The following is a 19,598-nucleotide window of genomic DNA, read 5'->3' as shown; positions in this document are numbered from 1 at the left end:
CGTGATCGTGCGGTGCCGCCTCGGCGGATCCGGCCCGGGCCGGGACCGGGCGGTCACGCCGGGGTGGTCAGCTCGCCCCGCAAGATGCTGTCCCCGGAGTGCGCCGGGTCGCCGTCGAACGGCTCCGCCGACACGTCCACCACCGGGAAGTCCGCGAGGTCCAGGCCCGGCGGGATCGCGAAGCGGCCCTCGTCGCCGTCGAGCACGCCGAGGCTGACCAGCCCGGTGACGTCGCGGTCGAGCAGCCACACCTCGCGGAACCCGTCGGCCTCGTCGCCCTCGAGGCGCAGCACCAGGGTCCGGCGGCCGTCCGCCGCCTCCTCGACGGTGGCCTCCCCCGCGGCGGTCCACCCGGGGAGCGCCTCGAGGCTCGCCTCGGCGACGACGGTCTCGCCGTCGGACCGCACGGCACCGGCGACGACGAGCGCGCCGACCGTCCCGCCGACCACCAGGCCCGCGGCCGCGGCGACCAGCAGGCCGGTGCGCCGGCGGCGGTCGGGACGCGCGGCGACCGGCCTGCCGTCCGCCCTCACACCCGCCTCCGGCCCCTGGCCCGGCACCGGCCCGGCGCCGCCGTCCGGCACCGCCGCCGGCCCGCCCCGCGGGTCCGCCAGCGGCTCCGCCTCGCCCGGCACCAGCCCCGCGTCCAGCCCCAGCGCGTCCCGCACCCGCTCCCACACGGCGTCGGGCGCGGCCACGCCCCGGGTCCCCGCGGCGGACCGGCCGACCGCCGCGGCCGTCGCCAGCGCGGCGAGCTCCCGCGCGCAGTCCGGGCAGGCCGCGAGGTGCGCGCGGTCGTCGGCGGGCACCGGCTCGCCGAGCGCGGCGAGCGCGAGCACGTCCGGGTCAGTGTGCGGCACCGTCCACCTCCAGCCGGTCGCGCAGACGCAGCAGGCTGCGCCTGATGTGGCTCTTCACCGTGCCGAGCGGCAGGTCCAGGCGGCGCGCGATCTGGTCGTGCGTGAGGTCCTGGTAGAAGGCCAGGGCCACGATCGTGCGCTGCGGCTCACCGAGCCGGCCGATCTCGTCGGCGACGACGATACGGTCCGCGACCGCGGCGACGTCGGGTTCCGGCGCCGGGTCGGCGGTGACCGCCGCGGCGCGCACATCCCGGGCGTCGCGGGCCCGCCGGCGCAGCGCGTCCGTCACGGCGTTCCGGGTGATGCCGGTCAGCCACGCCCGCAGGGGCCCGCGCTCCGGGCGGAAACCCTCCCGGCCGCGCCAGGCGGAGACGAACACCTGCTGGGTGACGTCCTCCGCGTCGGCGGCCGACCCCAACGCGCGGAGCGCGAGCGTGTGCACCAGCGTCGAGCACCGGCGGTACGCCTCGGCGAGCGCCCGCTGGTCGCCCGCCGCGAACGCCCGGGCGAGCGCGTCGTCGTCCCACTCCGACGGCGGGTGCGGGAGGACCAGCGGATCCGGCAGGGCGGGCCTCCTGGCGTCTGCGCCGGGCGGCGTCGGCCGGCGCGGGGTGGTCGTCCCGGACATCATGCGCCCGCGGGTGTCGCGAGGACCAGCACGTTGTCGGAGTAGGACCGCGCGTCGCGGTCGAACGACCCGCCGCAGGTGACCAGGGCGAGCCGCGCGGGACCGTCGCGGGTGAACACGTCGGGCCAGCGGGCCTCGGACTTCGGGACGCGGGTGACCTCCTGGACGGTGTACCCGCGCACGGTGCCGTCGGCCAGGGTCACGTCGACGCGGTCCCCCGCGCGGACCTCCACCAGCCGCGCGAACGGGCCGGCGCCGCCGGAGGCGACGGAGTCGACGTGCGCGGCGACCACGGTCGTCCCGGCGGCGTCGCCGGGGTCCGCGCCGAACCGGTACCAGCCGCCGCGCTCGGCCAGCGGGGGGACCTCCATCCGGCCCGTTCCGTCGACACCGACCGGGTCGACGGGGACCTCGATCCCCCGGGCGGGCAACGCGACCCGGACGGGGGCCGTGGCGGTGGCGGCCGCGACGGGCGGGGGCGTGGCCGCGACCACGGGCACGTCGGGCACCGGCACGTCCGGAACCGGGGAGGCGGACGGCGACGGCGCGCCGACCGACGCCACCGCCCCCGACGGCGTCCCGGTGACCTCGGTCCCCGGCCGCACCCCGCCGAGCGCACCCGCCACCGCCAGCCCCGCCGCGGTCAGCGCGACGACCGCGGCGACGAACCCGGCCGCGCCGCGGGGGCTGCGGCGCGGCCGGGGGACCTCGGGTCCGGTCACGGTCGGACTCCTGTCCGGGCAGGGGCGCGGCCGGCGGGACAGCCGCGCCCCGCCCCCTCAGCGGCGCTGCTCGGCCGGTCGCCGCGTGGCCGGCAGCACGGCGCCGAGTGCGGCCACCAGCGCCACGCCGCCGAGCCACAGGACGGCCGGGGACGGGCCGTCGGCTACCAGGCCGAGCTCGCCGGACGGCACGCCACCGGGAGCGGAGTGCATGCCGTCGATGGTCTGCACGGCGAGCTGCAGGGTGCCGCCCTCGAGCGAGCCCCAGGCGTAGACGATCGTGGACACCCCCTCGGCCACGTCGAGGTCGGTGGGCCCGAGCACGGGCTCGGTGGTGCCCGTGGCGGCGACCGCCACGGGGACGGTGCCGGCGGGGACCGTGAGCGTCTGCTCGTCCGGGTTCGCCAGGTTCGTGATGACGGGGCTGCCGGCGGCGAGGACGTCGACGGCCGGGGCGGCGGCGACGTGCCGGACGGTCAGCCGGCCCTGGCCAGCGGGGACGGCGGAGGTGTCGTTCGGGAACAGCGTGGCGGTCGGGGACCCGGCCGCGTCGAGGTGGGCCACGGCGGTGTAGCTGGCGCCCGCGTCGAGCGCGAGGTCCACCGGGCCGATGGCGGGCGAGCTCGCGTCGGCGGCGTCGGCGGCGGTGATCGCGACCGTGTGGGTGCCGGCGGGCAGGTCGAGCGGGCCGGCCAGCGACCCCGGGGTGAAGTCGTCGAGCGTGCGGGTGCCGTCCTCCCGGACGTCGACGGTGAGGTCGGGGACGCCGTGCAGGACGGACAGCGACGCGGTGCCGGTGGCCGCCGCGGCGGGCAGCGCGGCCGCGGCGACGAGCGCGGCGGAGGCGAGGCCGACGGCGAGCGGAGCGGCGGCGGACGGACGATGACGCATGGCGGTGCTCCTCGGTCCGTGCCCCCGTCGTCGGGGGCGGGTGTGCTGACACCCCCTCTACGACGGCGGCCCGGCGCGCGGATGCACCCGCGGGCGATCCTCAGAGCGCGTCCGCGAGCGCCCGCCCCACCGTGCGCCCGGTGAACAGGCACCCGCCCAGGAACGTCCCCTCGAGCGCGTGGTACCCGTGCGCCCCGCCGCCGCCGAACCCGGCCGCCTCCCCCGCGGCGTACAGCCCGGGCACCGGCCGGCCGTCCGCGCCGAGCGCCCGCCCGTCGAGGTCGGTCTGGATGCCGCCGAGCGTCTTGCGGGTGATGACGCGCAGCCGGACGGCGATCAGCGGGCCGGCGGCGGGGTCGAGGATCCGGTGCGGGGCGGCGACGCGCAGCAGCCGGTCGCCGCGGTAGCGCCGGGCGTTGCGGATGCTCAGCACCTGGGCGTCCTTGGCGAACGGGTTGGCGACCTGGGCGTCCCGCTCCCGCACCTGCCGCTCGATGTCCGCGGGGTCCAGCGGGGGCGCGTCGGGGGCGAGCGCGTTCATGCCCGCGACCAGGTCGGGCAGGGTGTCCGCGACGACGAAGTCCTCCCCGTTCCGCTTGAACGCCTCGACCGGCCCGGGCGCCCCGCGGCCCAGCCGGGTGCGGAGCAGCAGGCGGTAGTCGCGGCCGGTGATGTCGGGGTTCTGCTCGGACCCGGACAGCGCGAACTCCTTCTCGATGACCCGCTGCGTGAGGACGAACCAGGAGTGGTCGTACGGCGCGAGGTCCGGGTCGGTGCGCAGCAGCCGCAGGGTGCCGATCGTGTCGTGCCCGGGAAGCCCCGGCGCGGGAAGCCGCCGGCCGAGCGCGTCGAACCACAGCGAGGACGGGCCGGGCAGGATGCGGATGCCGTGGCCGGGCCAGACGGGGTCCCAGTTCGCGATGCCCTCGGTGTAGTGCCACATGCGGTCGCGGTTCACCAGGCGCGCGCCGGCCGCGCCGGCGATGTCGAGCATCCGGCCGTCGACGTGCGCGGGGACGCCGGTGAGCATCGTGGCCGGCGGGGTGCCGAGCCGGTCGGGCCACCAGCGGCGCACGAGGTCGTGGTTGCCGCCGATGCCGCCGCTCGCGACGACGACGGCCTGCGCGGACAGCGCGAACTCCCCGGCCGGCTCCCGGTTCGAGGCGACGCCGCGCGGGGCGTCGTCGGGCGCGAGCACGGTGCCGTGCACGCCGGTGACCGCGCCGCCGGTCACGTCCAGGGCGTCCACGCGGTGCCGGAACAGCAGGGTGAGCCGGCCGTCGGCCGCGGCGGCGCGCACCCGGTCGGCGAACGGCTCGCTGATCCCGGTCCCGGTGCCCCACGGCACGTGGAACCGCGGGACCGAGTTGCCGTGCCCGCCGGGCCGCCCGTCGCCGCGCTCCGCCCAGCCGACCACGGGGGTGAACCGTACCCCGCGGTCCCGCAGCCACGGCAGCGCGTCGCCCGCGGCGAACTCCACGAACGCCCGGCCCCAGCGCCGCGCCCACGCGTCCTCGGCCAGGTCGCCGTCCAGCCGGTCCCACCCGGCGCTGCCCTGCCAGTCCTGCCACGCCAGCTCGAGCGAGTCGCGGACGCCGAACCGCCGCTGCATCGGGCTGTCCACCAGGAAGATGCCGCCGAAGGACCAGTAGGCCTGACCGCCGAGGTTCGCGGCGGGCTCCTGCTCGACGACGGTCACCCGCCGCCCGGCCCGCACCAGCTCGTCGGCGGCCACCAGCCCGGCCAGCCCCCCGCCGACCACCACGACGTCCGCGTCCACGGCGCCCTCCCCCGGAGTGCGGGCCGGCCCCGTCGCCGCCCGCGTCCGGCCGACTGTAGCCGGGTGCCGGCGGGAGGTGCCCGGACCCGGCCTCGTCGCCGCCGCCCCGTTGTAGCCTTCGTGCGGCAGGGGTGCGACGACGACCGAGACGGGAGGCCGCCCGCGATGGCTGGGTCGCAGACCGCGCTCCGCGAGGCGAACCGCGCGACCGTCGTCGAGACGATCCGCCGGTACGGCGGGCTGACGCAGGTCGAGCTCGCCGCGGCCACGGGCCTGTCCCCCGCGACGGTCTCCAACATCGTGCGCGAGCTCCAGGGCGCCGGCGCGGTCGACGTCCGGGCCACGGTGCACAACGGCCGGCGCGCGATGCTCGTGACGATGGTGCACCGCACCGGGGTGGCCGCGGGCGTGCACATCGGCACCCGGCACATGGCGATCACGCTGGCGGACTCGGCGCACGAGGTGCTGGTCGAGCAGTCGCTCCCGCTCCCCCACGAGCACCGCGCCGACACCAGCCTGGACCGCGCGGCGCTGCTCGTCGTCGAGCTGCTGGAGCGGGTCGGCTCGTCGCTGCAGGAGCTGCTCGGCATCGGCATCGGGCTGCCGGCACCGGTGGACGCGGCGACGGGGACCATCACCGTGCCGGGGATCCTGCGCGGCTGGGACGACGCCCCGGTGGCGCAGGTGATGTCGAAGCGGCTGGGCGTCCCGGTGTTCGTGGACAACGACGCGAACCTCGGCGCGCTGGCGGAGAGCCGGCTCGGGGCGTCGCGGCACTACCAGGACTCGGTCTACGTGCGGGTGTCGCACGGCACCGGCGCGGGCGTGACGCTCGCCGGCCGGCTGCACCGGGGGTTCGCGGGGACCGCGGGCGAGATCGGGCACGTGCAGGTGGACGCGGGCGGGGTGGTCTGCCTGTGCGGCAGCCGCGGCTGCCTGAACACCGTGGTGGGCGCCCCGGCGCTGATCGAGGTGCTGCGCGCCAGCCGCGGGGCGCTGACCCTGCGGGACATCACGACGCTCGCGGTCGACGGCGACCCGGGCTGCCGGCAGGTGGTCGCCGACGCCGGGGCCACGATCGGCGCGGTGGTCGCGGGCCTGGCGATCGCGGTGAACCCGCAGTGCGTGGTGGTCGGCGGCGAGCTCGCGGAGACCGGCGAGATCCTGCTCGGGCCGATGCGCGAGGCGATCCGCCGCCGGGTCCCGCTGAACCACCTGGCCCCGCTGGAGGTGCTGCCGGCGGAGCTCGGCGGCCGCGCCGAGGTGATGGGTGCGGTGCTGACGGTCCTGGAGAGCACCCACGCGGTGACGCACTGGTTCGAGACCCCGGACGGAGACTGAGTCGTGGCACTCGACGTGGAGGCAACGATGGCGGGCACCGGCACCGGCGCGGGGGAACGCACCCCCGTGCTGTCGGTACGGCGGGTCACCAAGCGATTCGGCGCGGTGGAGGCCCTGGTCGACGTCGACCTGGAGCTGCGCCCGCACGAGGTGGTGGCCCTGGTCGGCGACAACGGCGCGGGCAAGTCCACGCTGGCGAAGGTCGTGTCCGGGGTGGTCCAGCCGGACTCCGGGCTCGTGGAGATCGACGGCGAGCCGGTGTCGATCCCGAACCCGGCCGCCGCCCACGCGCTGGGCATCTCGACGGTGTTCCAGGACCTCGCGCTGTGCGAGAACCTCAGCGTCGCGGCGAACATCTTCCTGGGCCGGGAGCTGCGCGCGTCGCGGCACAGCCCGATGGACATCGACGGCATGGAGCTGATGGCCGCGCAGATCCTGCGGGACCTCACCGTGCCCGTGCCCTCGGTCCGGATGCCGGTCCGCGAGCTGTCGGGCGGGCAGCGGCAGGCGGTCGCGATCGCCCGGACGCTGACCACGCAGCCGCGCATCCTCGTGCTCGACGAGCCGACCGCCGCCCTGTCGGTCATCCAGACCGCCGAGGTGCTGACCCTGGTGGAGCGGCTGCGGGCGATGGGGCTCGGCGTGCTCATCATCAGCCACAACCTCGCCGACCTGCGCGCCGTCTCGGACCGGATCGAGGTGCTGCGGCACGGGCGGAACAACGGCTCGTTCGACGCCGGGACGTCCGCACCGGAGGAGATCATCGGCGCGATCGCCGGGGCGACCCGGCCCGTCCGGCCGGCGTGGGCGGACCGGTAGCGGAACTCGTCTCTTGCCTTCAGAGGTTGGGGGCAATCTCGCGAAGCGTCCGGAGGGGCGCCCGTGCAGTGCCCGTCAGGGCGTCGATCACCCGGTCGCGGGACCGCTTGCATTGCGATTCAGTAACGACGGCCCCACGTTGCGTTCAGAGGTTGACGCGTGGGTCGGCGCGTCCCTAGTGTCCGTCTCGGGTTGAACCCCGACCGGCAGCGACGCCGGCCGTGCGACGAGGCACACAAGGAAGCAGGCACATGGCCCACACCCCCGTCGTCCTCGAGATGAGGGCGATCACCAAGGTCTTCCCCGGGGTCCGGGCGCTGGACCGCGTCACCATGACGGTGCGCGCGGGCGAGATCCACGCGATCTGCGGCGAGAACGGCGCCGGCAAGTCGACCCTGATGAAGGTCCTGTCGGGCGTGTACCCGCACGGCAGCTACGAGGGCGAGATCGTCTACCAGGGCGAGGAGGTCCGGTTCAAGGACATCAAGTCCAGCGAGCGGGCCGGGATCGTCATCATCCACCAGGAGCTCGCGCTCATCCCCGAGCTGTCGATCGCGGAGAACATCTTCCTCGGCAACGAGACCACCGGCACGTTCGGCATCGACTGGGACACCGCCCGCGAGCGCGCGGCCGAGCTCATGGCCCGCGTCGGCCTGACCGCCTCGCCCGACGAGCAGATCAAGAACATCGGCGTGGGCCAGCAGCAGCTCGTCGAGATCGCCCGAGCCCTGTCCAAGGACGTGCGGCTGCTCATCCTCGACGAGCCGACGTCGGCCCTGAACGAGGAGGACTCGGCGCACCTGCTGGACCTGCTGCGCGGTCTGCGCGCCAAGGGCATGACCAGCATCATGATCAGCCACAAGCTCAACGAGATCGCCGCCATCGCCGACTCGATCACCATCATCCGGGACGGCCGCACGGTCGAGACCCTGGACGCCGCCGCCGGCGAGGTCGACGAGGACCGGATCATCCGCGGCATGGTCGGCCGGTCGCTCGACCACCGGTTCCCCGACCACACCCCGAGCATCGGCGAGACGTTCTTCGAGGTCAGCGACTGGACGGTCGAGCACCCGCAGGTCGCCGGCCGGATGGTGTGCAAGGGGTCGTCCTTCCACGTGCGGCACGGCGAGATCGTCGGGTTCGCGGGCATCATGGGCGCCGGCCGCACGGAGCTCGCGCGCTCGATCTTCGGCCGCTCGTACGGGCGGTTCCACGGCGGGCAGATCACCATCGACGGCCGGCCGGTCGAGCTCACGACCGTGCAGCAGGCCATCGACCACGGCATCGCCTACGTGCCGGAGGACCGCAAGGTCCAGGGTCTCAACCTGCTGGACTCGATCACGGACACGATCGTCGCCGCCGACCTGCGCAAGGTCACCCGCGGCCGCGTCCTCGACCCCGACGCCGCGCACCTGGCCGCCGAGGAGTACCGGACGTCCCTCAACATCAAGACGCCGTCGGTGCGCGAGGGCGTCGTGAAGCTGTCCGGCGGGAACCAGCAGAAGGTCCTGCTCGGCAAGTGGATGTTCCCCGACCCGGACCTGCTGATCCTCGACGAGCCGACCCGCGGCGTCGACGTCGGCGCGAAGTACGAGATCTACGGCCTGGTCCAGCGCCTGGCCGACGCCGGCAAGGGCGTGGTCGTCATCTCCTCCGAGCTGCCCGAGCTGCTCGGCCTGTGCGACCGCATCTACACGATCTTCGAGGGGCGGATCACCGGCGTGCTGGGCCGGGACGAGGCCACGCAGGAGAACCTCATGCGCCTGATGACGGGCGCCGCCACCACCCTCACCACCCCCTGAGACGACGAAGGACGACCGGAGACGATGACGTCACTCAAGCAGCTGTTCGGCGGCGGAGCCCGTCAGTTCGGCATGGTGTTCGCGCTGATCGCGCTGGTCGCGATCTTCCAGTTCGCGACCGGCGGCAAGGTGCTGACGCCGACGAACGCGCAGAACATCATCAACGGCAACTCGTACGTCCTGATCCTCGCGATCGGCATGGTCCTGGTGATCATCGCGGGCCACATCGACCTGTCGGTCGGGTCGGTCGCGGCCGTGGTCGGCATCATCGTGGCGCTGGCGATCCGCGACTGGGGCATCCCGTGGTGGCTGGGCATCCTGCTCGGCCTCGCGGTGGGCGCGCTGATCGGCGCCTGGCAGGGGTTCTGGGTGGCGTACGTCGGCATCCCCGGGTTCATCACCACGCTCGCGGGCATGATGTTCTTCCGCGGCGCGAACCAGTACATCGGCAAGTCGAACACCGTGCCGGTGCCCGAGGAGATCCAGTACCTCGGCGCGGGCTACCTGCCGGAGTGGGGGCCGGACACGGGCCTGAACAACTGGACGCTGCTCCTCGGGATCGCCGCGATCGCGGGCGTCGTGTACGCCGAGGTCCGCCGGCGCCGGTCCGCCCGCCGCCTGGGCGGGGCGCCGGTCGAGATGTGGGTGTCGGTCGTCCGGGTCGGCGCGCTCGCCGTCGTCATCGGCGGCGCCACGTACCTGTTCGGGTCCGGCCGGGTCGGCACCTCGTTCCCGGTGTCCGGCGTCATCCTCGGCGTGCTCGTGCTGATCTACGGCTTCGTGTCCAGCCGCACCATCACCGGCCGGCACGTGTACGCGGTCGGCGGCAACAAGGTCGCGGCGTCGCTGTCCGGCGTCAACATCCGGCGGACCAACTTCTTCGTGATGATGAACATGTCCGTGCTGGCCGCGCTGGCCGGGATCGTGTTCATCGGGCGCTCGACGGCCTCGGGCCCGTTCGACGGCACCAACTGGGAGCTCGACGCGATCGCCGCGGTGTTCATCGGCGGCGCGGCGGTGTCCGGCGGCGTCGGCACGGTCGTCGGGTCGCTCATCGGCGGCCTGGTGATGGCCGTGCTGAACAACGGCCTGCAGCTCATGGGCGTCGGGTCGGACAGCACCCAGATGATCAAGGGCCTGGTGCTGCTCGCGGCGGTCGCGTTCGACGTCTACAACAAGATCCAGGGCCGCCCGTCGATCATCGGGCTGCTGACCCGCTCCCGCCGGAGGACCGAGATCCCCGGCGGGCCCGAGGGACCCGGCGGCGGCCCGGTCACCGCGTCGAAGGCCGACAGCCTGGCCCAGAGCTAGGCCCTCCCCCACCCCCACCATCCGTCCCGGGAACCCGGTACGGCACTCGAAACGCACCCAAAGGCGGGTGCCCGACTGAGGAAGAGTGACATCACCCATGAAGAAGCTGACTGCGGCGCTGGTCGCCGCCGGGGCCGCCGGAGCGCTGCTGCTCTCGGGCTGCTCCTCCGAGCGCGGCGGGTCCTCCACGGAGGAGACCACGGGCACCTCGTCCGAGGGCGCCGGGGGCTTCGCCGCCGACGCCACCATCGGCGTGGCCCTGCCGCAGAAGACGTCCGAGAACTGGGTCCTCGCCGAGAAGCTGTTCAACGACGGCCTGACCGAGGCGGGCTTCAAGCCCATCGTGCAGTTCGCGAACAGCGGCGTCACCGAGCAGCAGAACCAGATCCAGGCGATGACCGAGCAGGGCGCGAGCGTGATCGTGGTCGGCGCCATCGACGGGTCGCAGCTCGGCAGCCAGCTCGAGGCCGCCGTGGACTCCGGCGCGCACGTCATCGCCTACGACCGCCTGGTGAAGAACACCGACGCCGTCGACATGTACGTGGCGTTCGACAACTACGAGGTCGGCGTCCTGCAGGGCACCGCGCTGCTGCAGGGCCTCGCGGAGCGCAAGGGCGACGGCCCGTACAACATCGAGCTCATCGCCGGCTCGCCGGACGACGCGAACTCGACGCCGTTCTTCGAGGGCGCGATGAGCGTCCTGCAGCCGAAGATCGACGACGGCACCCTCGTGGTCGTCTCGGGCCAGACCTCGTTCGAGCAGGTCGCCACGCAGGGCTGGAAGGCGGAGAACGCGCAGAAGCGCATGGACACGATCCTCGCCGGCTCCTACGCGGACACCGAGCTGGACGGCGTCCTGTCCCCGAACGACACCCTGGGCCGCGCGGCGCTGACGTCCGTCGCCCAGGCCGGCAAGGAGACCCCGGTCGTCACCGGCCAGGACTCCGAGGTCGAGTCGGTCAAGTCGATCGTCGCGGGCGAGCAGTACTCGACGATCTACAAGGACACCCGCGAGCTGGTCGCCCAGACCATCAAGGAGATCCAGCTCCTGCAGAAGGGTGAGGACGCGGAGATCAACGACACCGAGTCCTACGACAACGGCGTGAAGGTCGTGCCGTCCTACCTGCTCAAGCCGGTGATCGTCACCCAGGAGAACGCGGCCGAGGTCTACGCGAACGACGAGACCCTGTTCCCGCTGACCCAGGGCTGACGCCCGGCGGTACCCCGGAGGGGCGGACCCAGGCGGGGCCGCCCCTCCGGCGCGTGCCGGACGCGCTCAGCCCAGGCGGTCCAGGGCGAGGTTGAGCTCGAGGACGTCGACCGCCGGGTCGCCCAGGTAGCCCAGGGCGCGGGGGGTCGTCGCCGCGGCGACCGCGGCGCGGACCTGCGCCTCCGTCAGGCCCCGGGCGGCCGCGACGCGCGGGACCTGCAGGTCCGCGTACGCCGGGCTGATGTGCGGGTCCAGCCCCGAGCCGGAGGCGGTGACCGCGTCGGCGGGGACGTCGGCCGGGTCCACGCCCTCGAGCGCGGCGACCGCGGCTCGCCGCTCGGCGATCGCGGCGACCAGGTCCGGGTTCGCCGGGCCGAGGTTGGACCCCGAGGACGCGGCGCCGTCGTACCCGTCGCCCGCGGCGGACGGCCGGGACTGGACGTACTCCGGGATCGGTGCCCCGGAGGCGTCGGTGAAGGCCTGCCCGATCAGCGCGGACCCGACGACGGTGCCGTCCGGCCCGGTGACGAGGGACCCGTCGGCGCGGGCGGGCATCAGGCGCCCGAGGCCCGTGACGAGCAGCGGGTAGCCGACGCCCAGGACGAGGGTGAGGACGAGCATCGCGCGCAGGGCGACGCGCAGGTGCGACCAGGTGGTGCGGGGGGAGCTCACGGGTGTCTCTCTTCCGGGAGGCCGAGGGTCAGAAGCCGGGCAGCAGGCTGACGACCAGGTCGATCAGCTTGATGCCGACGAAGGGGGCGAGCACGCCGCCGAGGCCGTAGACCAGCAGGTTCCGGCCGAGGACCGCGGAGGCCGCCGCCGCGCGGTACCGCACGCCCCGCAGGGACAGCGGGATGAGCGCGACGATGACGAGCGCGTTGAACACGATCGCCGAGAGGATCGCGGACGCGGGCGACGACAGGTGCATGACGTTGAGCGCCGCGAGCCCCGGGAACGCCCCGGCGAACAGCGCCGGGATGATCGCGAAGTACTTGGCCACGTCGTTCGCCAGGGAGAACGTGGTCAGGGCGCCGCGGGTGATGAGCAGCTGCTTGCCGATCCGGACGATGTCGATGAGCTTCGTCGGGTCGGAGTCGAGGTCGACCATGTTGCCGGCCTCCTTCGCGGCGGAGGTGCCGGTGTTCATCGCGACGCCGACGTCGGCCTGCGCGAGGGCGGGGGCGTCGTTGGTGCCGTCGCCCGTCATCGCGACCAGGTGCCCGCCGGCCTGCTCGCGCCGGATGAGCGCGAGCTTGTCCTCCGGCGTGGCCTCGGCGAGGTAGTCGTCGACGCCGGCCTCGGCCGCGATGGCCTTGGCGGTCAGCGGGTTGTCGCCGGTGATCATCACGGTGCGGATGCCCATGGCGCGCAGCTCGGCGAACCGCTCGGTCAGGCCCTCCTTGACGACGTCCTTGAGGTGGACGACGCCGAGCACCCGGCCGGCGCCGGCGGCGTCCCGGACCGCGACGACCAGCGGGGTGCCGCCGCCCGACGAGATCCGCTCGACGTGCGCGTCCAGGTCCGCCCGGGCCGCGGCGGGCAGCGGGCCGTCCTCCTCGAGCCAGGCGACCACCGCCGACCCGGCGCCCTTGCGGACCCGGGTGCCGTCGGGCAGGTCGATGCCGCTCATCCGGGTCTGCGCGGTGAAGGGCACGGTCTCGGCACCGGGGCCCGCGGGCGCCGCCGCGTCACCGGCCAGGTCCACGATCGACCGCCCCTCCGGCGTCGGGTCCGCGGCCGACGCCAGCGCGGCGGCCCGCACCAGGTCGGCCACGTCCACCCCGGCCAGCGGCAGGAACGCCACCGCCCGCCGGTTCCCGTGCGTGATCGTCCCGGTCTTGTCCAGCAGCAGCGTGGTGACGTCCCCGGCGGCCTCGACGGCGCGGCCGGACATCGCCAGGACGTTGCGCTGCACCAGCCGGTCCATGCCGGCGATGCCGATCGCGGACAGCAGCGCGCCGATCGTCGTCGGGATCAGGCAGACGAGCAGGGCCACGAGGACCGGCACGCTCACCGGCGCGCCCGCGAACCCCGCGATCGGCGCCAGCGTCAGGGCCACGACGACGAACACGATCGACAGCGAGGCCAGCAGGATGTTCAGCGCGATCTCGTTCGGGGTGCGCTGCCGGGCGGCGCCCTCGACCAGGGCGATCATGCGGTCCACGAACGTCTCGCCCGGCTTCGACGTGATCCGCACGACGATCCGGTCGGACAGCACCCGGGTCCCGCCGGTCACCGCGCTGCGGTCGCCGCCGGACTCCCGGACCACCGGCGCCGACTCGCCGGTGATGGCCGACTCGTCCACCGAGGCGATGCCGTGCACGACGTCGCCGTCCCCGGGCACGAGCTCCCCGGCGGTCACGACGACGACGTCCCCGAGCGCGAGCTCCGGCGACGCCACCTCGCGGGTCCGGGCGCGCTCGGCGCCGGGGTCGCCGGCGGCGTCGTACCCGACGACGACGAGCGCCCGGGTCGTGGACCGGGTCCGGCGCAGGCTGTCGGCCTGGGCCTTCCCGCGCCCCTCGGCCACGGCCTCCGCGAGGTTCGCGAACACGACCGTGAGCCACAGCCACGCGGCGATCGCCGCGGTGAACGCGACCGGGGTGGGCGTGCCGCCGGACGGCTCCGGCCCGCCGAGGAAGGGCTCCGCGACCGCCAGCACCGTGGTCAGCGCGGCGCCGACCTCGACCACGAACATCACCGGGTTGTGCCACATCACCCGCGGGTCGAGCTTGCGGAGCGCCTCCGGCAGGGCCGCCCGGAGCTGCGCGGCGCCCAGGCCGCGGGGGCGCCGGGGGGCGGGCGCGTCGTCGAGGCCCGGGACTGCCGGGTCCTGCGTCATGGTGGTCATCGGGTTCACAGACCTTCCGCCAGGGGACCCAGCGCGAGTACGGGGAAGTAGGTCAGGGCGGTCACGACGATCGCGACGCCCGTGAGCAGGCCGACGAACTGCGGCCGGTGGGTGGGCAGCGTCCCGGCGGTGGCGGGGACGGCGTCCTGCGCGGCGAGCGAGCCCGCGAGCGCCAGGACCAGCACGATCGGGACGAGCCGGCCGAGCAGGATCGCGACGCCGAGCGCCGTGTTGAACCACGGGGTGTTCGCGGTGAGCCCGGCGAACGCGGAGCCGTTGTTGTTGGCCGCCGACGTGAACGCGTACAGCACCTCGGAGAACCCGTGCACGCCGGGGTTCCAGATGGAGGTGGCCTCGACGTCGGCGCGGACCGCCGGGATCGCGAACGACAGCGCGGTCCCGGCCAGCACGAGCGTGGGCGTCACGAGGATGTACAGCGAGGCGAGCTTGATCTCGCGCGGACCGATCGTCTTGCCGAGGTACTCCGGCGTCCGCCCGACGAGCAGCCCGCCGACGAACACCGCGATGACGGCGAGCACCAGCATCCCGTACAGCCCGGAGCCGACGCCGCCCGGGGCGATCTCCCCCAGCATCATGTTGAGCATCGGGAACAGGCCGCCGAGCGCGGTGAACGAGTCGTGCATGCCGTTGACGGCGCCGGTCGACGTCAGGGTGCTGACGCTCCCGAACAGCGCGGTCCCCGCGACGCCGAACCGCTGCTCCTTGCCCTCCAGGGCGCCGCCGGCGAGCTGCGGCGCGGTGCCCCAGCCGTGGCCCTCGACCACCGTGAGCAGGATCGTGCTCGCGAGGAAGATCGCGCCCATCGCCGCGAGGATCGCGTACCCCTGCTTGTGCGAGCCGACCATCCGGCCGAACGTGCGCGGCAGGCTGAACGGGATCGCGAGCATGAGCACGACCTCGAGCAGGTTGGTCCAGCCTGTCGGGTTCTCGAACGGGTGCGCGGAGTTCGCGTTGAAGAACCCGCCGCCGTTCGTGCCGAGCAGCTTGATCGCCTCCTGCGAGGCCACCGGCCCGCCGGGGACCGCCTGCGTCCCGCCCGCGAGCGTCGTGACGTCGGTGAAGCCGGCCCAGTTGTGCACGACGCCCCCGGCGATGAGCGCCACGGCGGCGAGCACCGAGATCGGCAGCAGGACCCGCAGCGTGCCGCGGGTGAGGTCGACCCAGAAGTTGCCGATCGTCCCGGTCCGCCGGCGCGCGAACCCGCGGACCAGTGCGACGGCGACGGCCATCCCGACGGCGGCGGAGACGAAGTTCTGCACCGCGAGCCCGGCCGCCTGCACCGCGTAGCCGACGGTCGCCTCCGGGGAGTACGACTGCCAGTTCGTGTTCCCGACGAAGGAGATCGCCGTGTTGAACGCGAGGTGCTGCCCGACGCCCGGGAGGCCGAGGTCGAACGGCAGCCAGGACTGCGCCCGCTGCAGCAGGTAGACGAGCAGCACGCCGACGAGCGAGAACGCCAGCACGCTGCGCACGTAGGAGCGCCACGACTGCTCGGCGCGGGCGTCGACGCCGAGGAAACGGTAGAGCCCGCGCTCGACCCGCAGGTCCCGCGGGGAGCCGTACACGTGGGCCATCCAGTCCCCGAGCGGCCGGTACAGCGCCGCGAGGACGAGGACGACCGTCAGCAGCTGGAGCGCCGCCGCCCAGCCGGCGGACATCAGAACCGCTCCGGGCGCACGAGCGCGCGCACCAGGTACACGACCGCCGCGACCCCGAGGGCCGCCGCGACCAGGTCGAGGACGATCACAGCGTCTCGACCCCCGCGGCGACGGCGCCTACGAGCGCGAACAGGGCGAGCACGCCCACGACGAACACCAGGTCCAGCACGGCAGGACTCCCGACTTGCGGCGGTCCGCGGCGGCCGGGCGGCCGGCGCGGGGCCCGGGCGTGACCGGGCTCCCGCTCATCACACGCCCGCCGGGAGGGCACCGGCGGCGATCCTGACGGATCCCATACGGCCCCGCGGGGGTTCGCTCACGGATCGCGTGCGGAGGGGCCTTCCGCCCGGGCTGTACACGCGTATAGCATCCGAGTCATGCGTACAGCGGAGCTCAGCCGGGACGCCGCCGACCTCACCGGCCGGGCGCGGATCCGGGACGCGGCCATCGGGTGCTTCGCGACCGAGGGGTTCGGGGCGTCCGTCCGCACCATCGCCGACCGGGCCGGGGTGTCCCCCGGGCTCATCACGCACCACTTCGGGTCGAAGGACGCGCTGCGCGCCGCGTGCGACGCCGAGGTGCTCGACCGGTACCACCAGCTCAAGTCCGAGGCGATCGCCGACCCGACCGGCTACCTGCTGTCCCACCTCGCCGTCCCCGGCCCCGCCGCGACCGTGCTGGTCTACATGCTCCGGGCGGTCCACGCCGGCGGCGCCCCTGCCCGGGCGTTCCTGGACCGGCTCGTCGAGCACGCGCGGGCCGTCATGGCCGAGGGCGTCGCGTCCGGCCTCGTGCGCCCCTCCCGCGACGAGGAGGCCCGGGTCCAGTACCTCACGGAGCAGACGATGGGCGGGCTGCTCGTGCACTTCCTGCTCGCGCCCGACCAGTCGCCGGACGCCTTCGTGGCCTCCCTGCACGAGCAGCAGCGGGACACGATCCTGCCGACGCTCGAGCTGTTCACGGAGGGACTGCTCGCCGACCGCACGATGCTCGACGACTACGTCCGGCACCTCCGAACCCCACCCGCACCGCACGCCTGACGGCACGTGCCGCCGACGTCACCATCCACCGACGAAGGATGCGACATGCCCACCACCGACACGGCCGTCGAGGTCACCGGCCTCACCAAGCGGTTCGGCCCCGTCCGCGCGCTCGACGGCCTCGACCTGGCCGTACCCGCCGGGGAGGTCACCGGGTTCCTCGGCCCGAACGGCGCGGGGAAGTCCACGACGATCCGCGTGCTGCTCGGCCTGCTGCGCGCGGACGGCGGCGCCGCGACCGTGCTGGGCGGCGACCCGTGGTCCGACGCCGTCGCGCTGCACCGGCGCATCGCCTACGTGCCCGGCGACGTCACCCTGTGGCCGAACCTCACCGGCGGCGAGGCGATCGACATCCTCTGCCGGCTGTCCGGCCCCCTGGACGCGAGGCGCAAGGCGCGGATGCTCGACCGGTTCGAGCTCGACCCCACCAAGAAGGCTCGCACCTACTCCAAGGGCAACCGGCAGAAGGTCGCCCTGGTCGCGGCGCTCGCCTCCGACGCCGAGCTGCTGCTGCTCGACGAGCCGACCAGCGGCCTGGACCCGCTGATGGAGGCGGCGTTCACCGAGTCGATCCGCGAGGTCAAGGCCGCCGGCCGGTCCGTGCTGCTGTCGAGCCACATCTTCGCCGAGGTCGAGAAGCTCGCCGACCGGGTGACGATCATCCGCGACGGCAGGACCGTCGAGTCCGGGACGCTGGCCGAGCTGCGGCATCTCACCCGGTCGCAGGTCACCGTCGGCCTCGACCCGGGGGCGGACGCCACCGCCGGCGCCGCCGCGCTCGCCGCCCTGCCCGGGGTGCACGACCTGCGGGCCGACGGCGGCCACGTGGCCTTCGCCGTCGACGACGCGGCCCTCGCGCCGGTGCTCGCCGCGGTCGCCCGGCTGCACCCGCTGTCCCTCGCCGCGAACCCGCCGTCGCTGGAGGAGCTGTTCCTCTCGCACTACGGCGACGAGCTGGCCGCGCTCAACGGGTCGGCCCGCGCACCGGAGGCTGCGCGATGACCGCCACCACGCACCGCGCCGCGCCCGCGGCCGGCGTCCGCACCCCCGGCGCCCGGCCGGCCACCGGCACGCTCACCGGGCTCGGCACGATGGTCCGGCTCGTGCTGCGCCGCAACCGGGTGCGGCTCGCCGTCTGGTGGGTGGTGCTCGTCGGGCTGCTCGCCTACGTCGCCACCTACTACCGGGACCTCTTCGACACCCAGCAGGCGCTCGACGACTTCGCCGCCGTCAGCGACACCCCCGGCATCAAGGCGCTCACCGGCCTCGCGGCCGCGCCGGACACCCTCGGCGGCGCCGTGTGGACCAAGATCTGGATGACGCTCGCGATGTCCCTGGCGTTCGGCGTCGTCTTCCTCGTCACCCGGAACGGCCGCGCGGACGAGGAGGTGGGGCGCACGGAGCTGCTGCGCTCCCGGGTGCTCGGGCTGCACGCCGGCGCGGTCGCCACCTGGCTGGTCACCGGCGCGCTGAGCGTGGCCGTCGGGGCCGGTGTCGCCGCCGTGTCGATCGCGTCGGGCCTCGACCCGTCGGGCGCCGGGGTCACGGGCTCGCTGGTGCTCGGCGCCTCGGTCGCGGGCGTCGGCCTCGTGGCGGTCGGCATCGGGGCGCTGGCGGGGCAGGTCGCGTCGACGTCGCGCAGCGCCAACGCCCTGGCGTCCGCGGTGCTGGGTGCGGCCTACGTGCTGCGCATGGTCGGCGACCTCGGGGACGGCCGGCTCACCTGGGCCTCCCCGATCGGCTGGGCGCAGGAGATGCAGCCCTGGGGCGCGGACCGCTGGTGGCCGTTCGCCCTGCTGCTCGCGCTCACCGCAGCACTGCTCGGCGTCGCGGCGCGGCTCGAGTCCCGCCGCGACCACGGCGCCGGCCTGCTCGCGGAGCGCCGCGGCCCCGCCGGCGCGCCCGCCCGGTACGCGTCCCCGCTCGGCCTGGCGCTGCGGCTCCAGCGCGGCCCGGTGATCGGGTGGACGATCACGGTCGTGCTCGCCGCGCTGCTGTTCGGCTCCGTCGTCGAGTCCATGACCGACCTGCTGGACGACGCGGGCGGCGCCACCGCCGATCTGGTCCGCGGCACCGGCGTCGACGCGCTGCTATCGCTGCTCGTCACGATGATCGCCCTGGTCACCACGGTGTTCGCCCTGCAGTCCGCGGTGTCCCTGCGCGCCGACGAGGCGAGCGGGCTGATCGAGCCGCAGCTCGCCGGGGCGCTGTCCCGCACCCGGTGGGCCGTTCAGCGGCTGGTGCTTCCCGCCGCCGGGTCGGCCGTGCTGCTGCTGCTCGGCGGCGGGCTGATGGGTGCCGGGTACGGGTCGCTCGTGGACGACACCGCGGGGCAGGCCGGCCGGCTGGCGCTCGCCGCGCTCGGGTACTGGCCGGCGGTGCTCGTGTTCGTCGGCGTGGCCGTCGCGCTGTTCGGCTGGCTGCCGCGACTCGCCGTCGCCCTCACCTGGGGGGTGCTGGCCGCGACGTACTTCGCCGTGCTGCTCGGGGACGCGCTGCGGCTGCCGCGGTGGCTGCTCGACGTGCTGCCGTTCTCCGCGACGCCGTACCTGCCGCTCGAGCCGGTGCGGTGGACCCCGCTGGTGGTGCTGACCCTGGTCGCCGGGGCGCTGGCGGCGGCGGGCCTGGCCCGCTTCGCCCGCCGCGACGTCCAGCCGGCCTGAC

General features: G+C 74.8%; 18 protein-coding genes. 8 read left to right on the top strand and 10 right to left on the bottom strand.

Annotated elements, in window-relative coordinates:
- Positions 1–53: 53 nt before the first annotated feature.
- The 5 genes from HNR08_RS09905 to HNR08_RS09885 form a co-directional block, all read right to left on the bottom strand.
- On the bottom strand, positions 54–860 hold the full coding sequence (locus tag HNR08_RS09905; RefSeq protein ID WP_146840199.1) for an anti-sigma factor: 807 nt from the start codon (positions 858–860) through the stop codon (positions 54–56).
- Positions 847–1,491 carry an RNA polymerase sigma factor gene (locus HNR08_RS09900; protein WP_246581614.1) on the bottom strand — a complete coding sequence of 215 codons (645 nt, stop codon included), beginning with the start codon at positions 1,489–1,491 and terminating at the stop codon, positions 847–849. Before HNR08_RS09900 ends, HNR08_RS09905 begins: the two co-directional genes overlap by 14 nt.
- Positions 1,488–2,210 (bottom strand): class F sortase, encoded by a 723-nt coding sequence (locus HNR08_RS22670; protein ID WP_146840197.1) that lies wholly within the window; start codon positions 2,208–2,210, stop codon positions 1,488–1,490. Before HNR08_RS22670 ends, HNR08_RS09900 begins: the two co-directional genes overlap by 4 nt.
- Before the next feature lie 57 nt (positions 2,211–2,267).
- On the bottom strand, positions 2,268–3,101 hold the full coding sequence (locus HNR08_RS09890) for a DUF4397 domain-containing protein (RefSeq protein ID WP_146840195.1): 834 nt from the start codon (positions 3,099–3,101) through the stop codon (positions 2,268–2,270).
- A gap of 100 nt (positions 3,102–3,201) precedes the next feature.
- Positions 3,202–4,881, bottom strand: a complete 1,680-nt coding sequence (locus HNR08_RS09885; RefSeq protein ID WP_146840193.1) for an FAD-binding dehydrogenase — start codon at positions 4,879–4,881, stop codon at positions 3,202–3,204.
- A gap of 165 nt (positions 4,882–5,046) precedes the next feature.
- Here HNR08_RS09885 and HNR08_RS09880 point away from each other — a divergent pair, with 165 nt between their 5' ends.
- The 5 genes from HNR08_RS09880 (at position 5,047) to HNR08_RS09860 (ending at position 11,364) form a co-directional block, all read left to right on the top strand.
- The gene (locus HNR08_RS09880; RefSeq protein WP_146840191.1) at positions 5,047–6,222 is read left to right on the top strand and encodes an ROK family transcriptional regulator; all 1,176 of its coding nucleotides are present in this window, start codon (positions 5,047–5,049) and stop codon (positions 6,220–6,222) included.
- Positions 6,223–6,249: 27 nt separating this feature from the next.
- Positions 6,250–7,041 carry an ATP-binding cassette domain-containing protein gene (locus tag HNR08_RS09875; protein WP_146840207.1) on the top strand — a complete coding sequence of 264 codons (792 nt, stop codon included), beginning with the start codon at positions 6,250–6,252 and terminating at the stop codon, positions 7,039–7,041.
- A gap of 251 nt (positions 7,042–7,292) precedes the next feature.
- On the top strand, positions 7,293–8,843 hold the full coding sequence (mmsA, locus tag HNR08_RS09870; protein ID WP_146840189.1) for a multiple monosaccharide ABC transporter ATP-binding protein: 1,551 nt from the start codon (positions 7,293–7,295) through the stop codon (positions 8,841–8,843).
- A 24-nt stretch (positions 8,844–8,867) separates the two neighbouring features.
- The gene (mmsB, locus tag HNR08_RS09865; RefSeq protein WP_146840187.1) at positions 8,868–10,154 is read left to right on the top strand and encodes a multiple monosaccharide ABC transporter permease; all 1,287 of its coding nucleotides are present in this window, start codon (positions 8,868–8,870) and stop codon (positions 10,152–10,154) included.
- Positions 10,155–10,251: 97 nt separating this feature from the next.
- Positions 10,252–11,364 (top strand): substrate-binding domain-containing protein, encoded by a 1,113-nt coding sequence (locus HNR08_RS09860; protein ID WP_146840185.1) that lies wholly within the window; start codon positions 10,252–10,254, stop codon positions 11,362–11,364.
- A 66-nt stretch (positions 11,365–11,430) separates the two neighbouring features.
- Here the strand turns inward: HNR08_RS09860 and kdpC are convergent, their stop codons facing one another.
- Genes kdpC through HNR08_RS09835 form a run of 5 tightly spaced genes read right to left on the bottom strand, consistent with a single transcriptional unit; the run spans position 11,431 to position 16,165 of the window.
- Positions 11,431–12,036 (bottom strand): K(+)-transporting ATPase subunit C, encoded by a 606-nt coding sequence (kdpC, locus tag HNR08_RS09855; protein WP_146840183.1) that lies wholly within the window; start codon positions 12,034–12,036, stop codon positions 11,431–11,433.
- Positions 12,037–12,064: 28 nt separating this feature from the next.
- Positions 12,065–14,215 (bottom strand): potassium-transporting ATPase subunit KdpB, encoded by a 2,151-nt coding sequence (kdpB, locus tag HNR08_RS09850; protein ID WP_168430340.1) that lies wholly within the window; start codon positions 14,213–14,215, stop codon positions 12,065–12,067.
- A gap of 5 nt (positions 14,216–14,220) precedes the next feature.
- Complete coding sequence (gene kdpA / locus HNR08_RS09845) at positions 14,221–15,894, bottom strand: potassium-transporting ATPase subunit KdpA (protein WP_146840666.1); 1,674 nt, start codon at positions 15,892–15,894, stop codon at positions 14,221–14,223.
- Positions 15,894–15,983 (bottom strand): potassium-transporting ATPase subunit F, encoded by a 90-nt coding sequence (locus HNR08_RS09840; RefSeq protein WP_146840665.1) that lies wholly within the window; start codon positions 15,981–15,983, stop codon positions 15,894–15,896. The genes kdpA and HNR08_RS09840 overlap by 1 nt, the downstream gene beginning before the upstream one ends.
- On the bottom strand, positions 15,980–16,165 hold the full coding sequence (locus tag HNR08_RS09835) for a hypothetical protein (RefSeq protein WP_146840664.1): 186 nt from the start codon (positions 16,163–16,165) through the stop codon (positions 15,980–15,982). Before HNR08_RS09835 ends, HNR08_RS09840 begins: the two co-directional genes overlap by 4 nt.
- Positions 16,166–16,271: 106 nt before the next feature.
- Between HNR08_RS09835 and HNR08_RS09830 the strand changes: the two genes are divergently transcribed.
- The 3 genes from HNR08_RS09830 to HNR08_RS09820 are packed head-to-tail and all read left to right on the top strand — an operon-like array spanning position 16,272 to position 19,597.
- The gene (locus tag HNR08_RS09830; RefSeq protein WP_146840663.1) at positions 16,272–16,934 is read left to right on the top strand and encodes a TetR/AcrR family transcriptional regulator; all 663 of its coding nucleotides are present in this window, start codon (positions 16,272–16,274) and stop codon (positions 16,932–16,934) included.
- 45 nt (positions 16,935–16,979) lie between these two features.
- Positions 16,980–17,936 carry an ABC transporter ATP-binding protein gene (locus HNR08_RS09825; RefSeq protein ID WP_146840662.1) on the top strand — a complete coding sequence of 319 codons (957 nt, stop codon included), beginning with the start codon at positions 16,980–16,982 and terminating at the stop codon, positions 17,934–17,936.
- Positions 17,933–19,597 (top strand): ABC transporter permease, encoded by a 1,665-nt coding sequence (locus tag HNR08_RS09820; protein WP_146840661.1) that lies wholly within the window; start codon positions 17,933–17,935, stop codon positions 19,595–19,597. Before HNR08_RS09825 ends, HNR08_RS09820 begins: the two co-directional genes overlap by 4 nt.
- The last annotated feature ends 1 nt before the right edge of the window (position 19,598 follow it).

The sequence above is a fragment of the Cellulomonas hominis genome, from assembly GCF_014201095.1.
GTDB classification, from domain to species: domain Bacteria; phylum Actinomycetota; class Actinomycetes; order Actinomycetales; family Cellulomonadaceae; genus Cellulomonas; species Cellulomonas hominis.
This window is presented reverse-complemented; position numbering and strand designations above follow the sequence as displayed.